This window comes from Helicobacter bilis ATCC 51630, from assembly GCF_000686565.1.
Classification (GTDB): Bacteria; Campylobacterota; Campylobacteria; order Campylobacterales; family Helicobacteraceae; genus Helicobacter_A; species Helicobacter_A bilis.
In genome coordinates this window covers 1-17,803 of sequence record NZ_JMKW01000045.1, presented here as the reverse complement: position 1 = coordinate 17,803, position 17,803 = coordinate 1, and the positions used below count along the sequence as shown (strand labels likewise).

At 30.9% G+C, this 17,803-nt stretch carries 20 protein-coding genes and 1 pseudogene; all 21 read left to right on the top strand.

Annotated elements, in window-relative coordinates:
* The first annotated feature begins 232 nt into the window (after positions 1–232).
* The 21 genes and pseudogenes from T368_RS0108700 (at position 233) to T368_RS0108575 (ending at position 17,596) form a co-directional block, all read left to right on the top strand.
* Entirely contained in the window at positions 233–577 is a 345-nt protein-coding gene (locus tag T368_RS0108700; protein WP_004083851.1) for a hypothetical protein, read from the top strand.
* A complete protein-coding gene (locus tag T368_RS13740; protein WP_004083849.1) occupies positions 567–812 on the top strand; it encodes a hypothetical protein in 246 nt (81 codons plus the stop codon). Before T368_RS0108700 ends, T368_RS13740 begins: the two co-directional genes overlap by 11 nt.
* Positions 755–1,315, top strand: coding sequence for a lipase family protein (locus T368_RS14630; protein ID WP_004083847.1), 561 nt, complete (start codon positions 755–757; stop codon positions 1,313–1,315). The genes T368_RS13740 and T368_RS14630 overlap by 58 nt, the downstream gene beginning before the upstream one ends.
* A gap of 569 nt (positions 1,316–1,884) precedes the next feature.
* Positions 1,885–2,592, top strand: a complete 708-nt coding sequence (locus T368_RS14995) for a Tle-like phospholipase domain-containing protein (protein ID WP_027338434.1) — start codon at positions 1,885–1,887, stop codon at positions 2,590–2,592.
* Positions 2,593–3,003: 411 nt separating this feature from the next.
* Positions 3,004–3,201 (top strand): hypothetical protein, encoded by a 198-nt coding sequence (locus tag T368_RS16765; protein ID WP_004083838.1) that lies wholly within the window; start codon positions 3,004–3,006, stop codon positions 3,199–3,201.
* A 523-nt stretch (positions 3,202–3,724) separates the two neighbouring features.
* The gene (locus T368_RS14620; RefSeq protein WP_004083834.1) at positions 3,725–4,387 is read left to right on the top strand and encodes a lipase family protein; all 663 of its coding nucleotides are present in this window, start codon (positions 3,725–3,727) and stop codon (positions 4,385–4,387) included.
* A 308-nt stretch (positions 4,388–4,695) separates the two neighbouring features.
* Positions 4,696–5,106, top strand: a complete 411-nt coding sequence (locus T368_RS13715) for a hypothetical protein (RefSeq protein ID WP_004083833.1) — start codon at positions 4,696–4,698, stop codon at positions 5,104–5,106.
* Positions 5,103–5,289, top strand: a pseudogene (locus T368_RS13710) (hypothetical protein); the annotation flags it as partial. The gene T368_RS13715 and the pseudogene T368_RS13710, both read left to right, overlap by 4 nt.
* 894 nt (positions 5,290–6,183) lie before the next feature.
* Entirely contained in the window at positions 6,184–7,707 is a 1,524-nt protein-coding gene (locus tag T368_RS0108635; protein WP_004083829.1) for a lipase family protein, read from the top strand.
* A complete protein-coding gene (locus tag T368_RS16760; protein WP_004083827.1) occupies positions 7,707–8,531 on the top strand; it encodes a hypothetical protein in 825 nt (274 codons plus the stop codon). The genes T368_RS0108635 and T368_RS16760 overlap by 1 nt, the downstream gene beginning before the upstream one ends.
* A 66-nt stretch (positions 8,532–8,597) precedes the next feature.
* Positions 8,598–9,239 carry a hypothetical protein gene (locus tag T368_RS14610; protein WP_004083825.1) on the top strand — a complete coding sequence of 214 codons (642 nt, stop codon included), beginning with the start codon at positions 8,598–8,600 and terminating at the stop codon, positions 9,237–9,239.
* A gap of 9 nt (positions 9,240–9,248) precedes the next feature.
* Positions 9,249–10,157: a hypothetical protein gene (locus tag T368_RS0108620; protein ID WP_004083820.1), complete on the top strand. Its 909-nt coding sequence runs from the start codon at positions 9,249–9,251 to the stop codon at positions 10,155–10,157.
* On the top strand, positions 10,144–11,067 hold the full coding sequence (locus T368_RS0108615) for a hypothetical protein (protein ID WP_004083819.1): 924 nt from the start codon (positions 10,144–10,146) through the stop codon (positions 11,065–11,067). The genes T368_RS0108620 and T368_RS0108615 overlap by 14 nt, the downstream gene beginning before the upstream one ends.
* A complete protein-coding gene (locus T368_RS0108610; protein WP_004083817.1) occupies positions 11,054–12,688 on the top strand; it encodes an alpha/beta fold hydrolase domain-containing protein in 1,635 nt (544 codons plus the stop codon). The genes T368_RS0108615 and T368_RS0108610 overlap by 14 nt, the downstream gene beginning before the upstream one ends.
* Before the next feature lie 15 nt (positions 12,689–12,703).
* Positions 12,704–14,590: a hypothetical protein gene (locus T368_RS0108605; RefSeq protein WP_027338433.1), complete on the top strand. Its 1,887-nt coding sequence runs from the start codon at positions 12,704–12,706 to the stop codon at positions 14,588–14,590.
* Positions 14,591–15,301 (top strand): T6SS effector amidase Tae4 family protein, encoded by a 711-nt coding sequence (locus T368_RS0108600; RefSeq protein WP_004083814.1) that lies wholly within the window; start codon positions 14,591–14,593, stop codon positions 15,299–15,301.
* A 3-nt stretch (positions 15,302–15,304) separates the two neighbouring features.
* Entirely contained in the window at positions 15,305–15,715 is a 411-nt protein-coding gene (locus tag T368_RS0108595; protein ID WP_004083812.1) for a hypothetical protein, read from the top strand.
* Positions 15,716–15,772: 57 nt separating this feature from the next.
* The gene (locus T368_RS0108590; protein WP_004083810.1) at positions 15,773–16,192 is read left to right on the top strand and encodes a hypothetical protein; all 420 of its coding nucleotides are present in this window, start codon (positions 15,773–15,775) and stop codon (positions 16,190–16,192) included.
* A gap of 59 nt (positions 16,193–16,251) precedes the next feature.
* On the top strand, positions 16,252–16,677 hold the full coding sequence (locus T368_RS0108585; RefSeq protein WP_004083809.1) for a hypothetical protein: 426 nt from the start codon (positions 16,252–16,254) through the stop codon (positions 16,675–16,677).
* 59 nt (positions 16,678–16,736) lie between these two features.
* The gene (locus T368_RS13690) at positions 16,737–17,162 is read left to right on the top strand and encodes a hypothetical protein (protein ID WP_004083808.1); all 426 of its coding nucleotides are present in this window, start codon (positions 16,737–16,739) and stop codon (positions 17,160–17,162) included.
* Positions 17,159–17,596, top strand: a complete 438-nt coding sequence (locus T368_RS0108575) for a hypothetical protein (protein WP_004083807.1) — start codon at positions 17,159–17,161, stop codon at positions 17,594–17,596. The genes T368_RS13690 and T368_RS0108575 overlap by 4 nt, the downstream gene beginning before the upstream one ends.
* The last annotated feature ends 207 nt before the right edge of the window (positions 17,597–17,803 follow it).

Sequence of the window (17,803 nt, the reverse complement as noted above, 5' to 3'; positions counted from 1 at the left end):
AAAAGGATACACAAAAAGTAAAAAGGCTTTTTTACTTAGTGTTTAGAGTATCGGTATTTAGGGCGTTTGGAGTGTTTTTTGTAACGCTGGGGTAATATAATGGCTTTTTTGAAAAATATGAACTTTTAGATTACTATCCAAAATTTGATACAAAAAATAATAGACAAAAAGAAGGTTTCCACGCTTACTTATTCCAAGATAGAGAATCTAAAAAGTTAATTGGGAAGGTAGAATGAAAAAAGTATTTTATGGATTCTTGATTCTTATGGGCTTAGGGATATTTTACTATACGCCACTTTCTTTTTATTTTCAGCCTAGCTATTGGAAATTTAAGAAAATGTGTAAGATGCAATATGACTTTATTTTCAAAGGTGTAGGAGATGCAGAAACTATAAATAAATATAGGGACGAGAATGGATTTATTGATGGTGTTTGGTATACTGGTATATATGTCCCAAAAGGCTATATAGAAGATTTGTATTGGGAAGAGCAGTGGATAAACTGTAATAGTTTCTATAACAAATGGAACAAAGATTGGTATGATAGGGTGCAAAAAGGAGAAATTTATGGAAAATAAACTATTAATCAATAAAATGAAAAATGCCGCTGAACTTGCTTGGGCGGCGTATGGATACTATGATTTGGTGGCAAATGATACTAATCTGTTATTTATAAAATTAAAAAATGAAAAAGAGAATAATGAGGCGAATTCTGACGAAATTTCACTAAAAAAGAAATTAATCTTGCCGACATTATGGATAGCACATTTGCAAATTATGAAGTGTATAAATCACAACTATCACCAAAGTTGAAACCTGAAAAAGTAGCCACCCTCAAAGGCGACTTCTCTCCCACTCAAGTAAAACGATTCTTTGATAAATACGATTTACTAGATTTCTATCCTAAATTTGATAAAAAGAATAATAAACAGAAAGAAGGCTTCCACGCTTGTTTATTTGGCGAAAAGAAACTTCAAAGTCATAGCGAGACTAAAGAAAAGAGCTATACAAACTACACCCTAGCCATTAGGGGTAGCTTTGATTCCAAAGATTATGTAGAAGCTGATTTTTGGCATTTACTTATTAATTCCACGATTCCTTTTGACTACTACAACGATATGCTGAACTTCTATGAGCAATGTATAGAAAAATACCCGAATCTAAAACAATCCAAATCTCTTAATATCGTAGGGCATTCACTAGGTGGAGCATTAGCCCAAATGCTTGCTTTAAGTATATGTAATGATAACAATGAAGCAAATATTAATGAAATTTATACTTTTAATTCTCATTTAGAATCTAAAAAGGCAGTCTAATGTTTTATATAATTCTTTTAATTTCAATTTCTACTATTCTTTCCTATCTTATATTAAAATTTATTTATAGAATCATTTTTAAATCTAAAAAGAAAATCTCTAAGTTTTTAGTTTTTCTTGGAAGTATTATTTTAATTATCTTTTATTGCACACCTTATTCTTATTATTTAGAGCCAAGTTTCTGGCAATTTAGAAAAATGTGTAAGCTTAATGAACTCCCAAATAATGAGGAGAAGTATAATAAGATTCTAGCTTATTTTGATACTGATTTGGAGAGTTTAGATTGGGAAAAAATTAAAAAAGATCAGTATTATTAACGACTGGTTACTTGGAATATACTTCGCAAAATGATAGATATATGTATAGATATAAAGATAATTACAACCAAAGAACAAACAAAGCATTATTTTTATTTTTTAACGATAGTGTTGAGTTAAAAAATCTCTATAAAATGGATTTTGAATTATTTTGGGATGACAAAAGAAAATATCTTACAACTGAAAGTGTGGCTTCATACAAACCAGCACTCAAATCATACTCTGTAACTTGCAGATAAATAAGGACAATAAATGACAAATAAACAACAAATACAAAAATTAAGAGACAACGCTGAACTTGCATGGGCTGCTTATGGGTATTTTCATTTTGCAAATCCAGATTATAAACCTGATGGCTGGTGGAATAAGGATAAGAAAAAATTGGATGATTTTATTAAAAATAATAAAAGAATACCCACTCCCTCTGATATTCTCAACATAGAATACAACTCTTTATTTAGTGGCGACTTCACCCCTTTGCAAGCACAAAGATTCTTTTCTCGCTATGATTTACTCGTTCATCAACCTAATACTGAAAGTGGCTTTTCTGCTACTTTGTTTCAAAATAAGGAAACTAAGGAATACACTTTAGCCATTCGTGGCACAGAGCCAAGTGATACAGGAGATTTAAAAACAGATGCAAGAATGGCTCTAGGATACATTCCACAAGGACAATATAATGATATGTTAAGTTTCTATAATCAATGCAAAGCAAAATATCCTGCCATGACAGAATCTAAAAGCTTAAATATAGCAGGACACTCTTTAGGTGGAGCATTAACGCAAATGCTTGCTTTAAGCATCTGTGATGATAACAATGAAGCAAATATTAATGAAGTTTATACTTTTAATTCTCCCGGTGCAAAGAATTTAAAACCACATATTGCTTTAGATTCTAAGCAAATCTATGAAGTTATTAAAGATTCTAAGAATTTGATTGCAAATGAACGGGTGGCTTAATGTTAATTATACTCTTTCTTATCGTAATCTCTTTGGTTTTATTTATTTATTTTAAAAAATATATGGATATTGTAGATATATTTTTTATGTTTCCATTTGTCATATATGCCCTTTGTTGTTTGGCAATAGTATTTTATGGTTATGTCTATGGAGAGAGAAAATCATTTGATATTGAAACTACCCTTTTCTTTATTGTATTGATAACTCCATCATTGATTCTCTATACAATCATAAAACTTTTAATAGATACATTCCCAGATTTTAAAATATGGAAAATATTTAATTTTATATTTTTATGTATTTTTATGTATAGCTTTTTTGCCAGATTGGAAGCTATACGGGTAGGCTATATATTCAATATTCCCTGTTTTGATGAAAACCATAAAATTATTTCGTGTTTGGGGTTAGCAAATGAAAAATAAAATATTAATTAGCAAACTAAAAGATTATGCTGAACTAGCAATGGCAGCTTATGGTTATTTTAATTTAATAGGGAAGAACTTTGATAACAAAAGAAACAAGACACAAGAAAAAAGAAGCATAACCCTCTATGATATTTTAGATTCTACCTACAATAGCTATGTAACTCCTGACCACACAATACTTTAAACCCAGAGAAATTAAAAGGCGAATTTACCCCCACACAAGCTAAAAGATTCTTTGATAAATACGACTTATTAATCCATCAACCCAACACCAATTCGGGATTCTCTGCTACCTTGTTTGGTGAAAAAAGAAAGCAAACCAACACAGAATCTAAAGCAACACAATACACTAATGACTATGGTTATACAAACTATATCCTAGCCTTTAGAGGCACAGAATTATAATGATAAGGGGTTATATGAGAACTTCTAATAAAATAGCATTACTATATTTTATAGTATGTATAATTGTGGCTGGATTTTTTGCAATACTCGGTTATGGGCTCAATGGAACTGGGTCAGATATGCCTAAAGCTATTGTGCATTTTTGTCTTTATATGATTTGGTTATTAATGCCATATGTTACCATATCTTTAATTATAGAAATAATAAAAAGCTTTAGGGTATGGAAATTGATAAATTTAGTTTTAATGTTATTTTTTACGCTTATATATTATCTCAAATTTTTTTGAGCTTTGGAAAAATAGATGACAAATAGAGAAATAATTAAAAAACTTAGGGATAATGCGGAACTAGCTTGGGCTTCCTATTTTTATTTTGATTTACTAAAAGATTCTAATGGTATCCCTAGAAAGATTTATCAACTAGATGAGCAAGGACAAAAAATAAAAGATAAAAACTATCCTAGAGAATACAGGGAAACACCAATTAATTTGGAGCATATCATAAACAAAAAATATTACAACCAAGAAGTATTAGTGAATTTAGAGCAAAGCAATGATATTTTTACGAAAATGAGAAATAGAGCCAAGGACAGTTTTAATAGTGATAAACTTGGTGGTGAATTTGGCGATATTCAAACCAAAGAATTCCTTAAAAGATACTATTTGCTAGACTATTATCCTAAAGACAATTCCAAAGGCCTCCACGCTTGTTTATTTAGAGATAAAGAATCTAAGCAATACACCCTTGCTATACGAGGTAGTTATGATAATAGAGATTATGTAGAAGCAGATGCTTGGAATTTATTGATAAAAGAGCAAGTGCCACGAGCTTATTACGAGGATATGTTAAGATTCTATAATCAATGCAAAGCAAAATATCCTGTCATGACAGAATCTAAAAGCTTAAATGTCGTAGGACATTCTTTAGGTGGAGCATTAGCCCAAATGTTTGGGTTACATTTATAGTCAATGAGAGTTTATATGAAGCGTTTTGACATCATAATACTAATATATTTTATAATATGCGTAATTCTATGTAGTCTCTTTACTATTGCGAAATATGGACTAAATGGCACATTAATATTGCCTACTTCTAGGATAATAACTGAAATGTTTTTTCCCAACTTATTATATTCAATGCTTCCTTGCTGTATTTTCGCTATAATCATAGATATGAAAGATCAATTTAGAATATGGAAAATAGTAAATTTAGCCATAATGCTTATATTTTTATATTGTCTTTACTTTGGAATTTTATACTAAAGGAAAATATTATGAAAAACAAAGACTTTATTATTAAATTTAAGGATAATGCTGAACTCGCTATGGCTTCTTATGGGTATTTTGATAGATTGCAATGGAATATTGAAGCTAACAACAATATTCAAATGAAGAAGCGGATGGAAAAATTCCGAACGCAATATGCTAAACTACATAATTTAGACATAAAAAAAGACAAAGATATTATCCAAAATACCGAAGTTACGCTTTTGGATATTTTAAATGTAGAATACAATAATGTTTTAGGTGGCGATTTCTCTCCCACACAAGCAAAAAGATTCTTTGATAAATATGATTTACTTGATTTCTATCCGAAGTTTGATACAAAGAATAATAAACAGATTCAAGGCTTCCACGCTTGTCTCTTTCAAGTTATAATAAAGTTAATTGGGAAAGTGGAATGAAAAAAATATTTTTGATTCTTATGGGCTTAGGGATATTTTACTATACGCCTTATTCATTTTATTTAGAGCCTAGTTATTGGCAGTTTAGAAATATGTGTAAGATTAATGAACTGCCAAATAATGAAGAAAAATATAATAAGATTCTAGGGTATTATAATTTAAATTTAGATACTCTAGATTATAGTAAATTCCAAGAGACAACAACATTAAATTTTTATCAGCAAAAGCCACCATATAAAAAAATGAAAGTTGCTGATAAAAACCTATATTTTTACTATCCATTAGGAATTTTGTATAAAGCTGATATTTCTAGTAGAATATCATTGGGTGTAGGAATAGATTTTAACAATGACAAACCAAACAGCAAACAAGATGTAGAGTCTGTATCCATGAGTCCGGAATGGCAAACATTTCGAATAGAAGGCATAGAATGGAATATTGCTACAAGCGGAGATTTTAGAATGCCCACTAAAATTTTAGATTGTGATTACTTTAAAAGGGACAAAAAAACGAACAATAAAGCAATGATTAACAAACTCAAAGATTACACTGAGTTAGCAATGGCTTCTTATGGATATTTCCATTTAGCAAACCCCAATTATGATTTTAACAAAGATAATGCAGACAAAAAACGATTAGACTACTTTAGAAAAATAACAAAAAATGAAACTATATTCCCAACCCCCTCTGACATTCTCAGCATAGAATACAAATATTTCAAAGATGAAAATGACAAGTCTCAAGACTCTTGGTATCATAAACGCTTCTTAGGTGGCGACTTCTCCCCACTCCAAGCTAAAAGATTTTTTGAACGCTATGATTTACTTATCCACCAACCCAATACAGAATCAGGCTTTTCTGCTACTTTGTTTCAAAATAAGGAAACTAAGGAATACACTTTAGCCCTTAGAGGTACAGAGGATAAAAATGATTTATTAGCTGATAAAGACTTAGCGTTAGGGAAAATACCTAAAACCCAATACCTTGATATGCTGTTATTTTACTATCAATGTATAGGAACAATCCCTTTTTTATGTAACAAGTGAATCTAAACCTAAAGGGCAAGATACTTCTTTTATGTGCGATACATTGGATATAAAATGTAGTCATAGTATAGAATATAAACTATGGGAAAAAATCTATATCCAAAGCACACAATCAGAATACAAACCCTATATAGCAGAGTCTCTACTAAAAGATTCTAGCTTACCTACTACTTCCAACTTCACTCCTCCCATAGATTCTACTACTAAGCTTACTATTACAGGACATTCTCTAGGTGGTTGTTTAGCTCAACTCTTTGCTTTATCTTTTGCTACTGAATCTCATCAAGATTCCATTATTAAAGAAGTCTATACCTTTAATGCCCCAGGAGCAAAGAATCTAAAACTCTATGATATAATCCTCTCTATCCCTAATAATATCAATGAATCTATACAAAATTATCTCTTAGCTACTTATACTAAAAAACTAAAAGACAAAGCACAAGAATTAAAAATAAATACACACGACCTAGATACTCAAATCAATCTCACTTTAAAAGAGATTATCTATAATACAAACAATGCTAACACTCATTTTGGAATCTCTCTATCTAGTAGAAGCGGTAATCCTAGCGTAGGACTAGAATATGCCAATATCACTTATGAGGCAATCCATTATGAGTTATCAAACGCTTACCAAACTCTAACCTATAACTACAACAATAGAAATAAAGAGAGCTATAAACTAAGCGTAAGCGATAGAATCTTCCATATAGAATCCCAAAATAAAACTAATGAAAAGCACCACGCTAATGAATCTATCAAAGAAAATGCCACACAGCATTTAGGCAAAGACATAGAGGGAAATTACTTTCTTTTAAATCTCAACTTTGGGGGATTAGATTCACATAGAATCACTTCTATGGCAAAGATTTTATACTTTTATGCTTATCTGTATGAGGTAAATGAAAGCCTCATTGACACAACAAGCAAAGAGGTAAAAACAGAATACGAGCTACACAAAGATGAGTTTTTAAAAGAACATAACGAAATAGATACAAAAGAATATAGAGAATGCAAAAAGGCTTTGGAATATTGCAATACCATTGCTTTAGCGGTGCATAAGATTCTCTATAAACGAGAAGCAGAAAAAGATCTAAAAGAAGCACGAGAAAATGGTTATTATGAAGTAAAAAGCCCACCAAATTGGCTCTATGCTATCATAGAGCAAAGAGTCTTCGAAGCCCAGATAAAAACAAAGGAAGCAAAATTTCTCTTAGAAAAAGATACAAGCAACATCATTGAAGCAATATTGTATTTACAAGAAAAGGGAGTGTATATCCAAATCTTAAAAGAAGATGTAATTAAAGGCTTAGAAGCAGAATCTCTTTTAGCCTATCTTTTTGCTATCCAAGAGAGTTCATTTTTTGTGAGTGTGGATAAAGAGCTTAATCCACTGATACAAGATAGCCACACTGCCACTTCATTAATCGGATATATCACGGCTAGGACACAAATCTTTTGTAATCCAAACCGCAAAGCCGATGAGTTATTAATAAAATGCTATAAAAATGAAACTCTAGCATTATACCCTAGAGCAACACAAGGAATGGCATAATGAGAAATCAATTTAAAACACAGAGGTTTAGAATCTTTGAGAATGACAACGACATAATCCTTAGCATAGAAAAAGATAATTTCACTCTTGATATACAAGAACTTCTCCCAATCCTTAATTCCCACACCAAACAAGATAAACAAAGCCTAGATGAATACAATATCTTTGTAGCATTCTATGGGACAATCCTCACAGGCTCAAAAGAAATAGAATCCAATCCTTTATTCTTTGGGGAATTAGATAAAAATGGAGTGTTTATAGAATCTAAACCCATCTATCACTTAATCGGCGAAACAGACTATGATACAAAAGATTCTAAAGAGAGCTTTACCCAAACTCTCCAAATATGCCTAAATAACAGCACCCTTACAATATTAAACTACTCTCTTTTAGATTCTAGTCTTAATATCAAACTAGAATCTAAAAGCAAAGAATCTAAAGAGATATTAGAGAGAGAAAAAGCACAAAAGCAAAAAGATTCTTCGCTTACAGCTCGGAATGACAATGTAATCGCTACCGCATTCTTGCACCCCATACTAGAAGATAATGAACTTAAATGTCCTCATAATGGAGTAGTAAAACTAAAGAGTAATAAAGGTAAACCTTTTACTTCCAAAGGTATTCCTATGATTTTAGAATCTGATTTATTAAACTCTTCTATACAAGGCTGCACTAATCCTATACTTAGTGGAGGAGCTTGCACTATGGTAGCTACTATACTTCCAAATGCAAGAGGATTAAAAAAGTTTAATGATGATTATCCTATTATGCAAGATTTAGTCTCTAGTGGTGTAATGAGCGATAAAGGCTTTCCTCTTATTTAAGGAAAGATTAAATGAATTTAATGGCTTTATGCTAGAATCTTGCATTATTTAAGGAGGTTTTCCAAAATGTGGAGAATAGTTTTATCAGTGTTTGGAATATTGCTTGTTGTGGTTATGTTTAGTGGGTGTTACGATAGATATGAGATTGTGTATCCAGATAATGATAGGCTTTTTAATATGTGTGTAAAAGCCCATAAAAAAGGTCTGCTCTATCCACATTTTTACGATGATGTATTAAAAGATATATCCCCAGATAATATAAACACCTATGATACAAACATAAGGGATACAAATTACCTAAATTTATTTGTGTTACCCAATATAAATAGGCAAGATTACATCTTTGGCAAAGACAGAAAAGAAAACAATATCTACAAAGTCACGATTAATGCAGGTAAAGAAACGATTGAAAGTCTCAAAGCAAAGCTACTCTTAGAATCTAATAAGAATTTGATTAGATTCTATAAGATTGATATTTTTGTATTAGAAAATTATTACTTAGAATATACCGAGCAAAGAATTGATAAAAAAACATTAATTACAAAAGTAGAATATGTGCTTAAAAATAAAAAAACACACGATATTGCTATGCAAAAAATATCTTATCATTTGTATGCTGATAAATTTAAAAGAAGAATAGATAAAGAGTGGCAATCACTAGGTGAGTATGCTGGACTCGTACGAGAATACGATTACTGCCAATGGTAAGGAGTATAAATGCCACATAATCAAATACCAAACAATCAAAACATAATGCTAGATTCAAATGCGAATCTCTTGCTATACGAAACACATATTAGACTTATGTATCAATATGCTATTGCAACTCTTATGTTTATGCTTATTGTGTGTTTATTGACAGGTTGTCAGATGAGGCAACTCATCTATCCAGATTCAAAGGAATTTGCAAGAATATGTCATGAAGCAAGAGAAAAAGGGTTTGCAGGGATTTTGTATGATGAAAAACTTCAACCTAATAGTGAGCAAAATTTTGACTATTTGTATCGCTTATATGGTAATGTAGAAATGGGTAGGAAAGATTATATGCTTGGCAGAGATAGGGAAAGATTATCAAATATTTATAAGGCACTCACCTACATGGACCAAGCAAGAAAGAGTATTAAAAAAGACTATATTTTTGGCGAAGATAGAACAGAATCAAATATTATTCACACAATCACTTATGCAGATAAAGAGAGAATCAATAAAATAAAAAAAGATATAAGGGGACTAAAAGGTAACAAAGAATATGTAGTTACTTTAACAGATAGCTATGGTTACCCTATGAAAAGAGATAGAGAATCATCAATAAGATATTTAGAACAAGAACTATTTCTTTTAGAAAACTACTATGGAGAAACAATAGAGCAAAGGATAGATAAAACATCATTGATAACAAAAAAAGAATATTTTATAAGAAATAAAAAAACACAGGCAATAGCCTTTAAAGGTATATCCTATAATCTCTATGCGGATAGAGAAATGTCTATTTCAAGAAGGAAAGATCCAGCAAAAGTGGATTATAAGCCAAAACCAGGCTATGATTCTTCTATTGAATATGAACAGGAGCCAATATATTATTGTGTTGAAATGTCAATACTCAAGGAACCAAATGAAGCAAAATAACCACAACACCAACACTCCCATAATGTTAGATTATATGGATTCTAAGAATCTAAAGGGATTGTTGCAGTATGAAGCACATATAAGGCTTATGTATAAATATGCTATTGCAAGTTTTATGTTTATAGTTATGGTGTGTTTTTTGCCAGGTTGCGTAGGCATACAAACAATATATCCAGATTCAAGAGAATTTGCCAGAGTATGTAAAGAAGCTAGAGAAAAAGGAGAGCTTGTAGGGATTCTCTATGATGAAGGACTTCAGCCTAATAGTGATCAAAATTTTGCTTATTTGTATCGCTTATATGGTAATATAGAAATGGGTAGAAAAGATTATATGTTTGGTAGGGATAGGAAAAGATTATCAAATATTTATGCAACACTCATAGAGGAAGAACAAAGATTCAAAGTTAGAAAAGACTATATTTTTGGCAAAGATAGAACAGAATCAAATATATTTAAAAAAATCATTAATGCAGATAAAAAAACAATACATAATATCAAAGAAGAGATAAAGACTATACACAATAAGAAAGAATATGTCGCTACTAAAGTAAATCATTATGGCGAGATTATAAAAAAGGACAAAAAAACATTGCTAAAAGATTTAGAACAAGAACTATTTCTTTTAGAAAACTACTATGGAGAAACAATAGAGCAAAGGATAGATAAGGAATCTTTGATAACACAAAAGGAATTTCTCATAAGAAATAAAAAAACACAGGCAATAGCATTTAAAAGCATATCCTATAATCTCTATGCAGATAGGGGTATGTATATTTCAAGCAATAAAGATCCAGCAAAGGTGGAATATAATGCAAAACCCGGCTATAATGAATTTATTGAAGTGCTACAATATCCATTATATTATTGTTTTGAAATGTCAATAATAAAGGAATTAAATGAAACAAAATAACCAAAGCATAAACACTCCCATAATGCTAGACTATATAGATTCTAGCAATCAAAGCAACTTATTGCAGTATGAAACACATATAAGGCTTGTGTATAAATATTCCATTGCGGCTTTTGCAGGAAATGTAAAACTTAAAGATTTTATGCAAGCTAGGAGGCATTTTTATAATACATATAGCACAGATATACCTAAAGATACATTAAAAAAATTTTTAGAAACAGAAAGATTATTATTGCAAGAAGCCCTTTTGCGCCCTACAAATGAGATTGGCGATAAAATTCCTGTGGGTGGATTTATAGGGCGAGAAAGTCTTGCCCTCAATTTTGCTAAAGACTATGAAGTGATTGATCATATCAATGAAAAAGATAGAGAATCTAGAGGTGGTTTTCGGGCTACACTCTTTAGACATATAAACAATAAGGAATATGTTTTAGCACTAGCAGGAACTGACGCGCCATCTAAAGAAGTGAATGTTTTTGGTAAAAAAATAAAATTACCAATTGTTAAAGAGATAGATTATAAAGACATAGCAGCAGATGGCTCCCTTTTATTCCGCAAGCTACCAAAATTTCAATATGATTCTATGATAAATTTTTATTTTAGACTAAAGCAAAATAGCTACATCACAAAAGACACGCCATTGGTTGTAGTAGGGCATTCACTAGGGGGCTATTTAGCACAGCTTTTTGCGCTTACCTATCCTCATATCATAAAAGGGCTTTATACCTATCAAGCACCAGGAAGCAAAAGATTATGGCGAGGTTTATTTACTTTGCTACAAAGTCTGCACATTAAAGCACAGCAAACAGAAATAAATATCAAGCAACACAGAAAACAAGCCTATATCAATCTATCAAAATCACAAAGAAAAGAAGCAATGCGTATAGTAGAAAATAAGACCTTTCATATACATACTGATGATGATTCTAATTTGGAAAATAATTGGTGGATTAAGTCTAATGTAATCCAGGAGCTAGGCACAAAAACACCGGGATATTTGTATTATATTAATCTAGGAAGTGGGACAGAAACACATCATCACCCAAGTGTTTGTGTAAATGGACTACAAAGGCTATATGATTTACTAGATAGAATGCACCAAGATACAAAATCACAAATGAGCCTAGAAGATTTTAATCATTTTTTACAAAATCTGCATAACTACGCGACACTTCATCATAGAGGAGAGAGTCTGTACGAAGCAATAGAATGTGTCTTAAATGATGTGGCGTATTATCAGGCTCGTATAGATTCTAAAGATATTGATTTTTTAAATAATCAAGGCTTAGAATCTTTTGTAAAAAACAAAAAAATATATATTACTCCTATTGGTTTAGATGAATTTAAAAATATGCCAAAAGATTCTTATAATAAATTTGATATGGGTTATTTACGCGCACTTATTAAATCACAATCTTATAGGCTTATCGCAGAGAATCAAAATAGCCTTTTGAACTCAAAAAATATTGCATATTTCTTAGGCTACAATACAAGCACCTATAACATATATCAAAACGGACTAGATGATTTTAGTCTTAATGCCTACGCAGATAGGTTTAATCTCTGTATAGAGCAAGGCGAAACTCATAGGATAATATTTAAAGAAGAGCTATACTCATAAGTTAAGGGAATTATAATGAAACAACGTGTAAGCGCACAATATTCTAGCAATGATTTTTTAGTGTTAGAAAATAAAGCAATCTATTTTGCAAAAGAAAACGATTGTATTGATTGTGTAGAGATAGCAAAAATCGCCAACATAGAACATATTTATATATCTTGGTTTGGTCTTTTACTCACAGGCGGTGCAGAATCTAACTTACCCCATAACGAATGCTTCTTTGGCACATTAGATTCTAAAGATAGCAATCTAGGTTTAGATACTTTACAGCCTATTTATCAACTTATTAGCAATCTAGATTCTGAATTTTTAGAATCTAAAATCAACTTCACAGAATCTAGCAATACCCTAAGCACATTACATATCTTTCTAAACAACTCTACTCTTACAATATTAAACTATTCCCTTTTAGATTCAAGCCTTAATATCAAGCTAGAGTGTAAAAGCACAGAATCTAAAGAAATATTAGAGAGAGAAAAAGCACAAAGAGAAAAACAAAAAGAAAAAGATTCTCAAACAATAGATTCTACAACAAGCACAGCATTCTTGCACCCAATATTAGAAGATAATGAACTTAAATGTCCTCATAATGGAGTAGTAAAGCTAAAGAGTAATAAAGGCAAACCTTTTAAGTCTAAAGGCATACCTATGGTTTTAGAATCTGATTTATTACATAGCTCTATCATAGGTTGCACTAATCCTATACTTAGTGGAGGACCTTGCACTATGGTAGCTACTATACTTCCAAATGCAAGAGGATTAAAAAAGTTTAATGATGATTATCCAATTATGCAAGATTTATGTATAAGTGGAGTAATGAGTGATAAAGGATTCCCTCTTATTGCTACACCTAAGCCTAATACATTTAAGATAAACTCCCCTAAGCCAATAGATTCTAACACTCAAAATAAACAAAAGCTAGAATCACAAATAAATCTTTACAGACCAACACTAAGGCTACATTATAAAATCACTCCATTACAAAAAGACAATCTCCCTATATATAGACTAAAGCTTAATGATAGTATTATAGAATCAAATAATGACACTCCACTAGATTCTATCACTATTGATATAGCTAAAGATACTAAAGATTTACATGATATACATAACTTAGATAAAGCATTGCAAGATACACTCTCTATATTGCATTCCAATCTTAAACAATCTTTTATGAAAGAGTATATATATAAATATATATCCTTACAGCTAGATTCTAATATGCTTTTAGTTATACTTCTTATCCCACAAAAGATTCCAAAAATCTATAAAGAAGCCTATAAAGAATACCATGATAAAGAATATGGAGTTGGTAGATATACATATGTATATGAGTATTGCTATCATAAAGATTTAGACATAAAAGACTATGCAAAAACAGGATTAGATTCTAATCCTAGCAATGCTACTATCCTTACGCTACACACAGCTTATAAAGCACAAAAGCTAGAAGTAACACTTGCTAATGGATTAGATTCTATACTAGAATCTAGGGATAAAGAACACAATACAGATACAATTCTCACACTTCACGTTATCAATGGAGGGTATGAAGAGAAGCATTGGGGATTTAGAGAGGAGACAGAAAACAAAGATACACAAGCAAATCCCGTGCAAACAAATATAAATACAGAAAGCAAAGATTCCAAAGCAACACAAGAAAATAAAGACAAACAAATACTAGAGATGTATTTTAGTTATGGGGAGGAGTGTGAGAGATTACAGGAGGATTCAAGACATTCTAGTGATGTGAATCTGCATATCATTACGCAAGGTTATAACAATGGGGAGGAAGTGGAGGTGGAACTAGGAACTAGGACTCAAAAAATTATTGTGAATGGAAAAGTAAATAATAATGAAGTTGTCATACAAGATATAGAAAGCAAATTTAAAAGGAAATAAATGAGTGAGATACTAAAGGCGACTTGTAAAGGTAAATCAACGAATATAGAGTGCAGAAGACCTAGTTGGGAAAGTATAAAAATGTCTTATGCGACAATCAATAATGAATATAAAAAAGGGGCAGCAGAGGCAGTGTTTAAAAAAATAGGTGGAGAACCTTACAAAGAGTTCGTTAATAATGAAAGAGCAATAACTATTCAAAATGAACAAATACAACAGGGAATACAAATTGCACCAGCTAATAGACGCTATACTCTAAATTCTTGTGCTTTACGCATTAGCTATGCTTTAAATTATAGTAAATTGCTTGGAGAATCTTTTTTGCTTAAATATAAAAAACTACCAAGTAATACAGGAGAATTAAAATACGAAAATAAACGATGGTATGGAAGCGATGGAAATCTTTATTATTTAAGTATTTATGGTATTAGAAATTTTTTAACATTAAATTGGGGAAATAGCGATAAACCTTATTATTTAAGAACTTTTAGAGATAGAGATGAAGTTGCAAAGTTTTATAACAACGAATTTTCCAAATTCGATAGAAGTGGTATTGTAGTAATGAGAATTAAAGGCTTTGTAGATGCAGGGGGACATACGACTTTGTGGAATGGAAAAGATAAACACTTTGAGGACTTTGAGATTAGCGAAAATTATTTAATTGGTAACCATAATGTGGTGGATTTTCAGTTTTGGGAATTAAAAGGGTGAGTAATGAAAAAGATAGCCTTATTTTGTATTACACCATTTTTTTGTTTTTGCATTGCAAATGCAGAGGAGTTTTTGGATTCTTACGGAAAAGTCGCAGAGCTGGGTTGGTTAGGATTGGCATATTGTATGGGTATAGATGATGAAAGCGAGATTAAAAAAGAACTTGATAATTTATCGCTTGACCCCACTAGGCATAAGATAAAAATAATGGATTCAAAATCTGCATTTAATGAGTTAAAGCAATATATTGATACAGAAAAAGAATTTTATGACATTAATGATAATAATCCAAAATTAGGTTATAAAAATTTTAAAGGTTGTATAAAAATGTTTTATTATGGCACAGGATATGGGTCAGGCTATCAGTTTGAAGTAGAACGCATAGTAGAGAAATACTGCAAGGATTGTGAGTGAGAAGCGATATATTTGTCCGCGAACTTTATTTCTGGGATTTGTTATAAGGAGGATTTTATGAAAAAGATAATATCAATAATGTGTTTATTTGTAGTCTTTGGCTGTGCATTTGAAATAGGAAGCATAATAAGCGAACGAAACCAACTAGAACAACAACACTTTACCTATGAACTCAAAGTCGATGCCCTTAAGAAGTTGGGATTTCGCTATTGTATCAAAAAGTTTGTTGTTGACGATAAAGGCGATGTGCATTATATAATCAAAGAAAAGCTCAGTATGCCATTATTCTTTGATGATAAAAATCCAGACAATATCACACAATTTCTAACATTTGTAGAAAATCTTAGCACATGGAATAGCAAATATAAAATTGATTACACATATAAGCCTTTTCAATGCCTTAGGGTTTATGACTCCAAAGAATACCAAGACGAAGTAGAACGCATAGTAAAGAAGTATTGCAAAGATTGTGAGTGATAATAGAAATCTATTTGGCACAAACATTTAATTTCTGGGAATTATTGTAAGGATTTAGAATGCAAAATATTATATTCTCTGTATTTCTTTTTATGGGATTTTTTTCTTACGGTAATGCGATTGAAGCTAGTAATATTTTACGAGATATCGACCCCTTGCCTTATTCGTTTGAGAGAAAAGTTAGCACATTAAAGAAAATAGGCATGGAGTATTGTATGGAACAAGATAATTTTAAAGAACAGAGTTTTTGGCTATGGCATTTTAAAAGAAAACTTGAGCTGTATAAAAGTTTTGATGGTAGAATCATAAATTTTTTTAATGACGAAAGTGATAGTGAGTTTGCAAAATTTAAAGATTTTATAAATAATAAATTACAGGGAAATATTTTGCCACCACTTTATACCTGCCTAGAACTCTATGATTCCAAAGAATACCAAGCAGAAGTAGAACGCATAGTAAAGAAGTATTGCAAAGATTGTGAGTGAGAAGCGATATTTTTGTCCGCGAACTCTGCTTTTGGAAAATTTGATTAAAGGGAATAGAGATGAAAAAAATTATATTAGCGGTATTGTTTTGCATAAATATTGTATTTGGGCTTGGAGAAATGAGCTATAAAAATGAAGAAGGCAAACGAAACGAACTAGAACGACAACATTTTACCTATGAACTCAAAGTCGATGCACTAAAAAAGCTAGGATTCCGCTATTGTATCAAAAAGTTTGTTGATGATGACAAAAGAGTATATTATATCATCAAAGAAAAGCTCAATATGCCCTTATTCTTTGATGATAAGAATCCGGATAATATCATACAATTTTTAACTTTTGTGGAAAACCTTAGTAGATGGAATAGCAAATATAAAATTGATAACACATACCAACCTTTTAAATGCCTTATGGTTTATGAACTTAAAGAATACCAAGCAGAAGTAGAACGCATAGTCAAAAAATACTGCAAGGATTGTAAGTGAATGATAGATGTAAATATCACTATCTCTATAACTACTGCACACATACAAGACTAGACATAAAAGACTACACAAAAATAGGATTAGATTCTAATCCTAGCAATGCTACTATCCTTACACTACACACGCCCTATAAAGCACAAAAACTAGAAATAACACTTGCTAATGGATTAGATTCTATACTAGAATCTAAGGATAGACAAAGACAAGCTAAACTTGATAGAGAATATCAAAAATCTCATAACAACACAAAACAACAAAGCATAGATTCCCTACTGACTATTACTCTTATAAATGATGGTTATAAGGGTAAGTTATGGGGATTTAGTGCTATGCCACATTTATGCCCCCACTCCAAACACAAAGATTTTTTTCTCGCTATGATTTACTTATACATCAGCCAAATACAGAATCTGGCTTTTCTGCTACACTATTGAGTGAAAAAAACAAAAGGATACAGAATCTAAAGCAATAAAACATACAAATAAATATGGCTATACAAACTACATTCTAGCTATAATAAGCACAGAATCTAAAAAGGTAGCCAAATGATTTATATCTTTCTTTTAATGTCAATTTCTACTATTCTTTCTTATCTCATATTAAAGTTTATTTATAGAATCATTTTTAAATCTAAAGAGAAA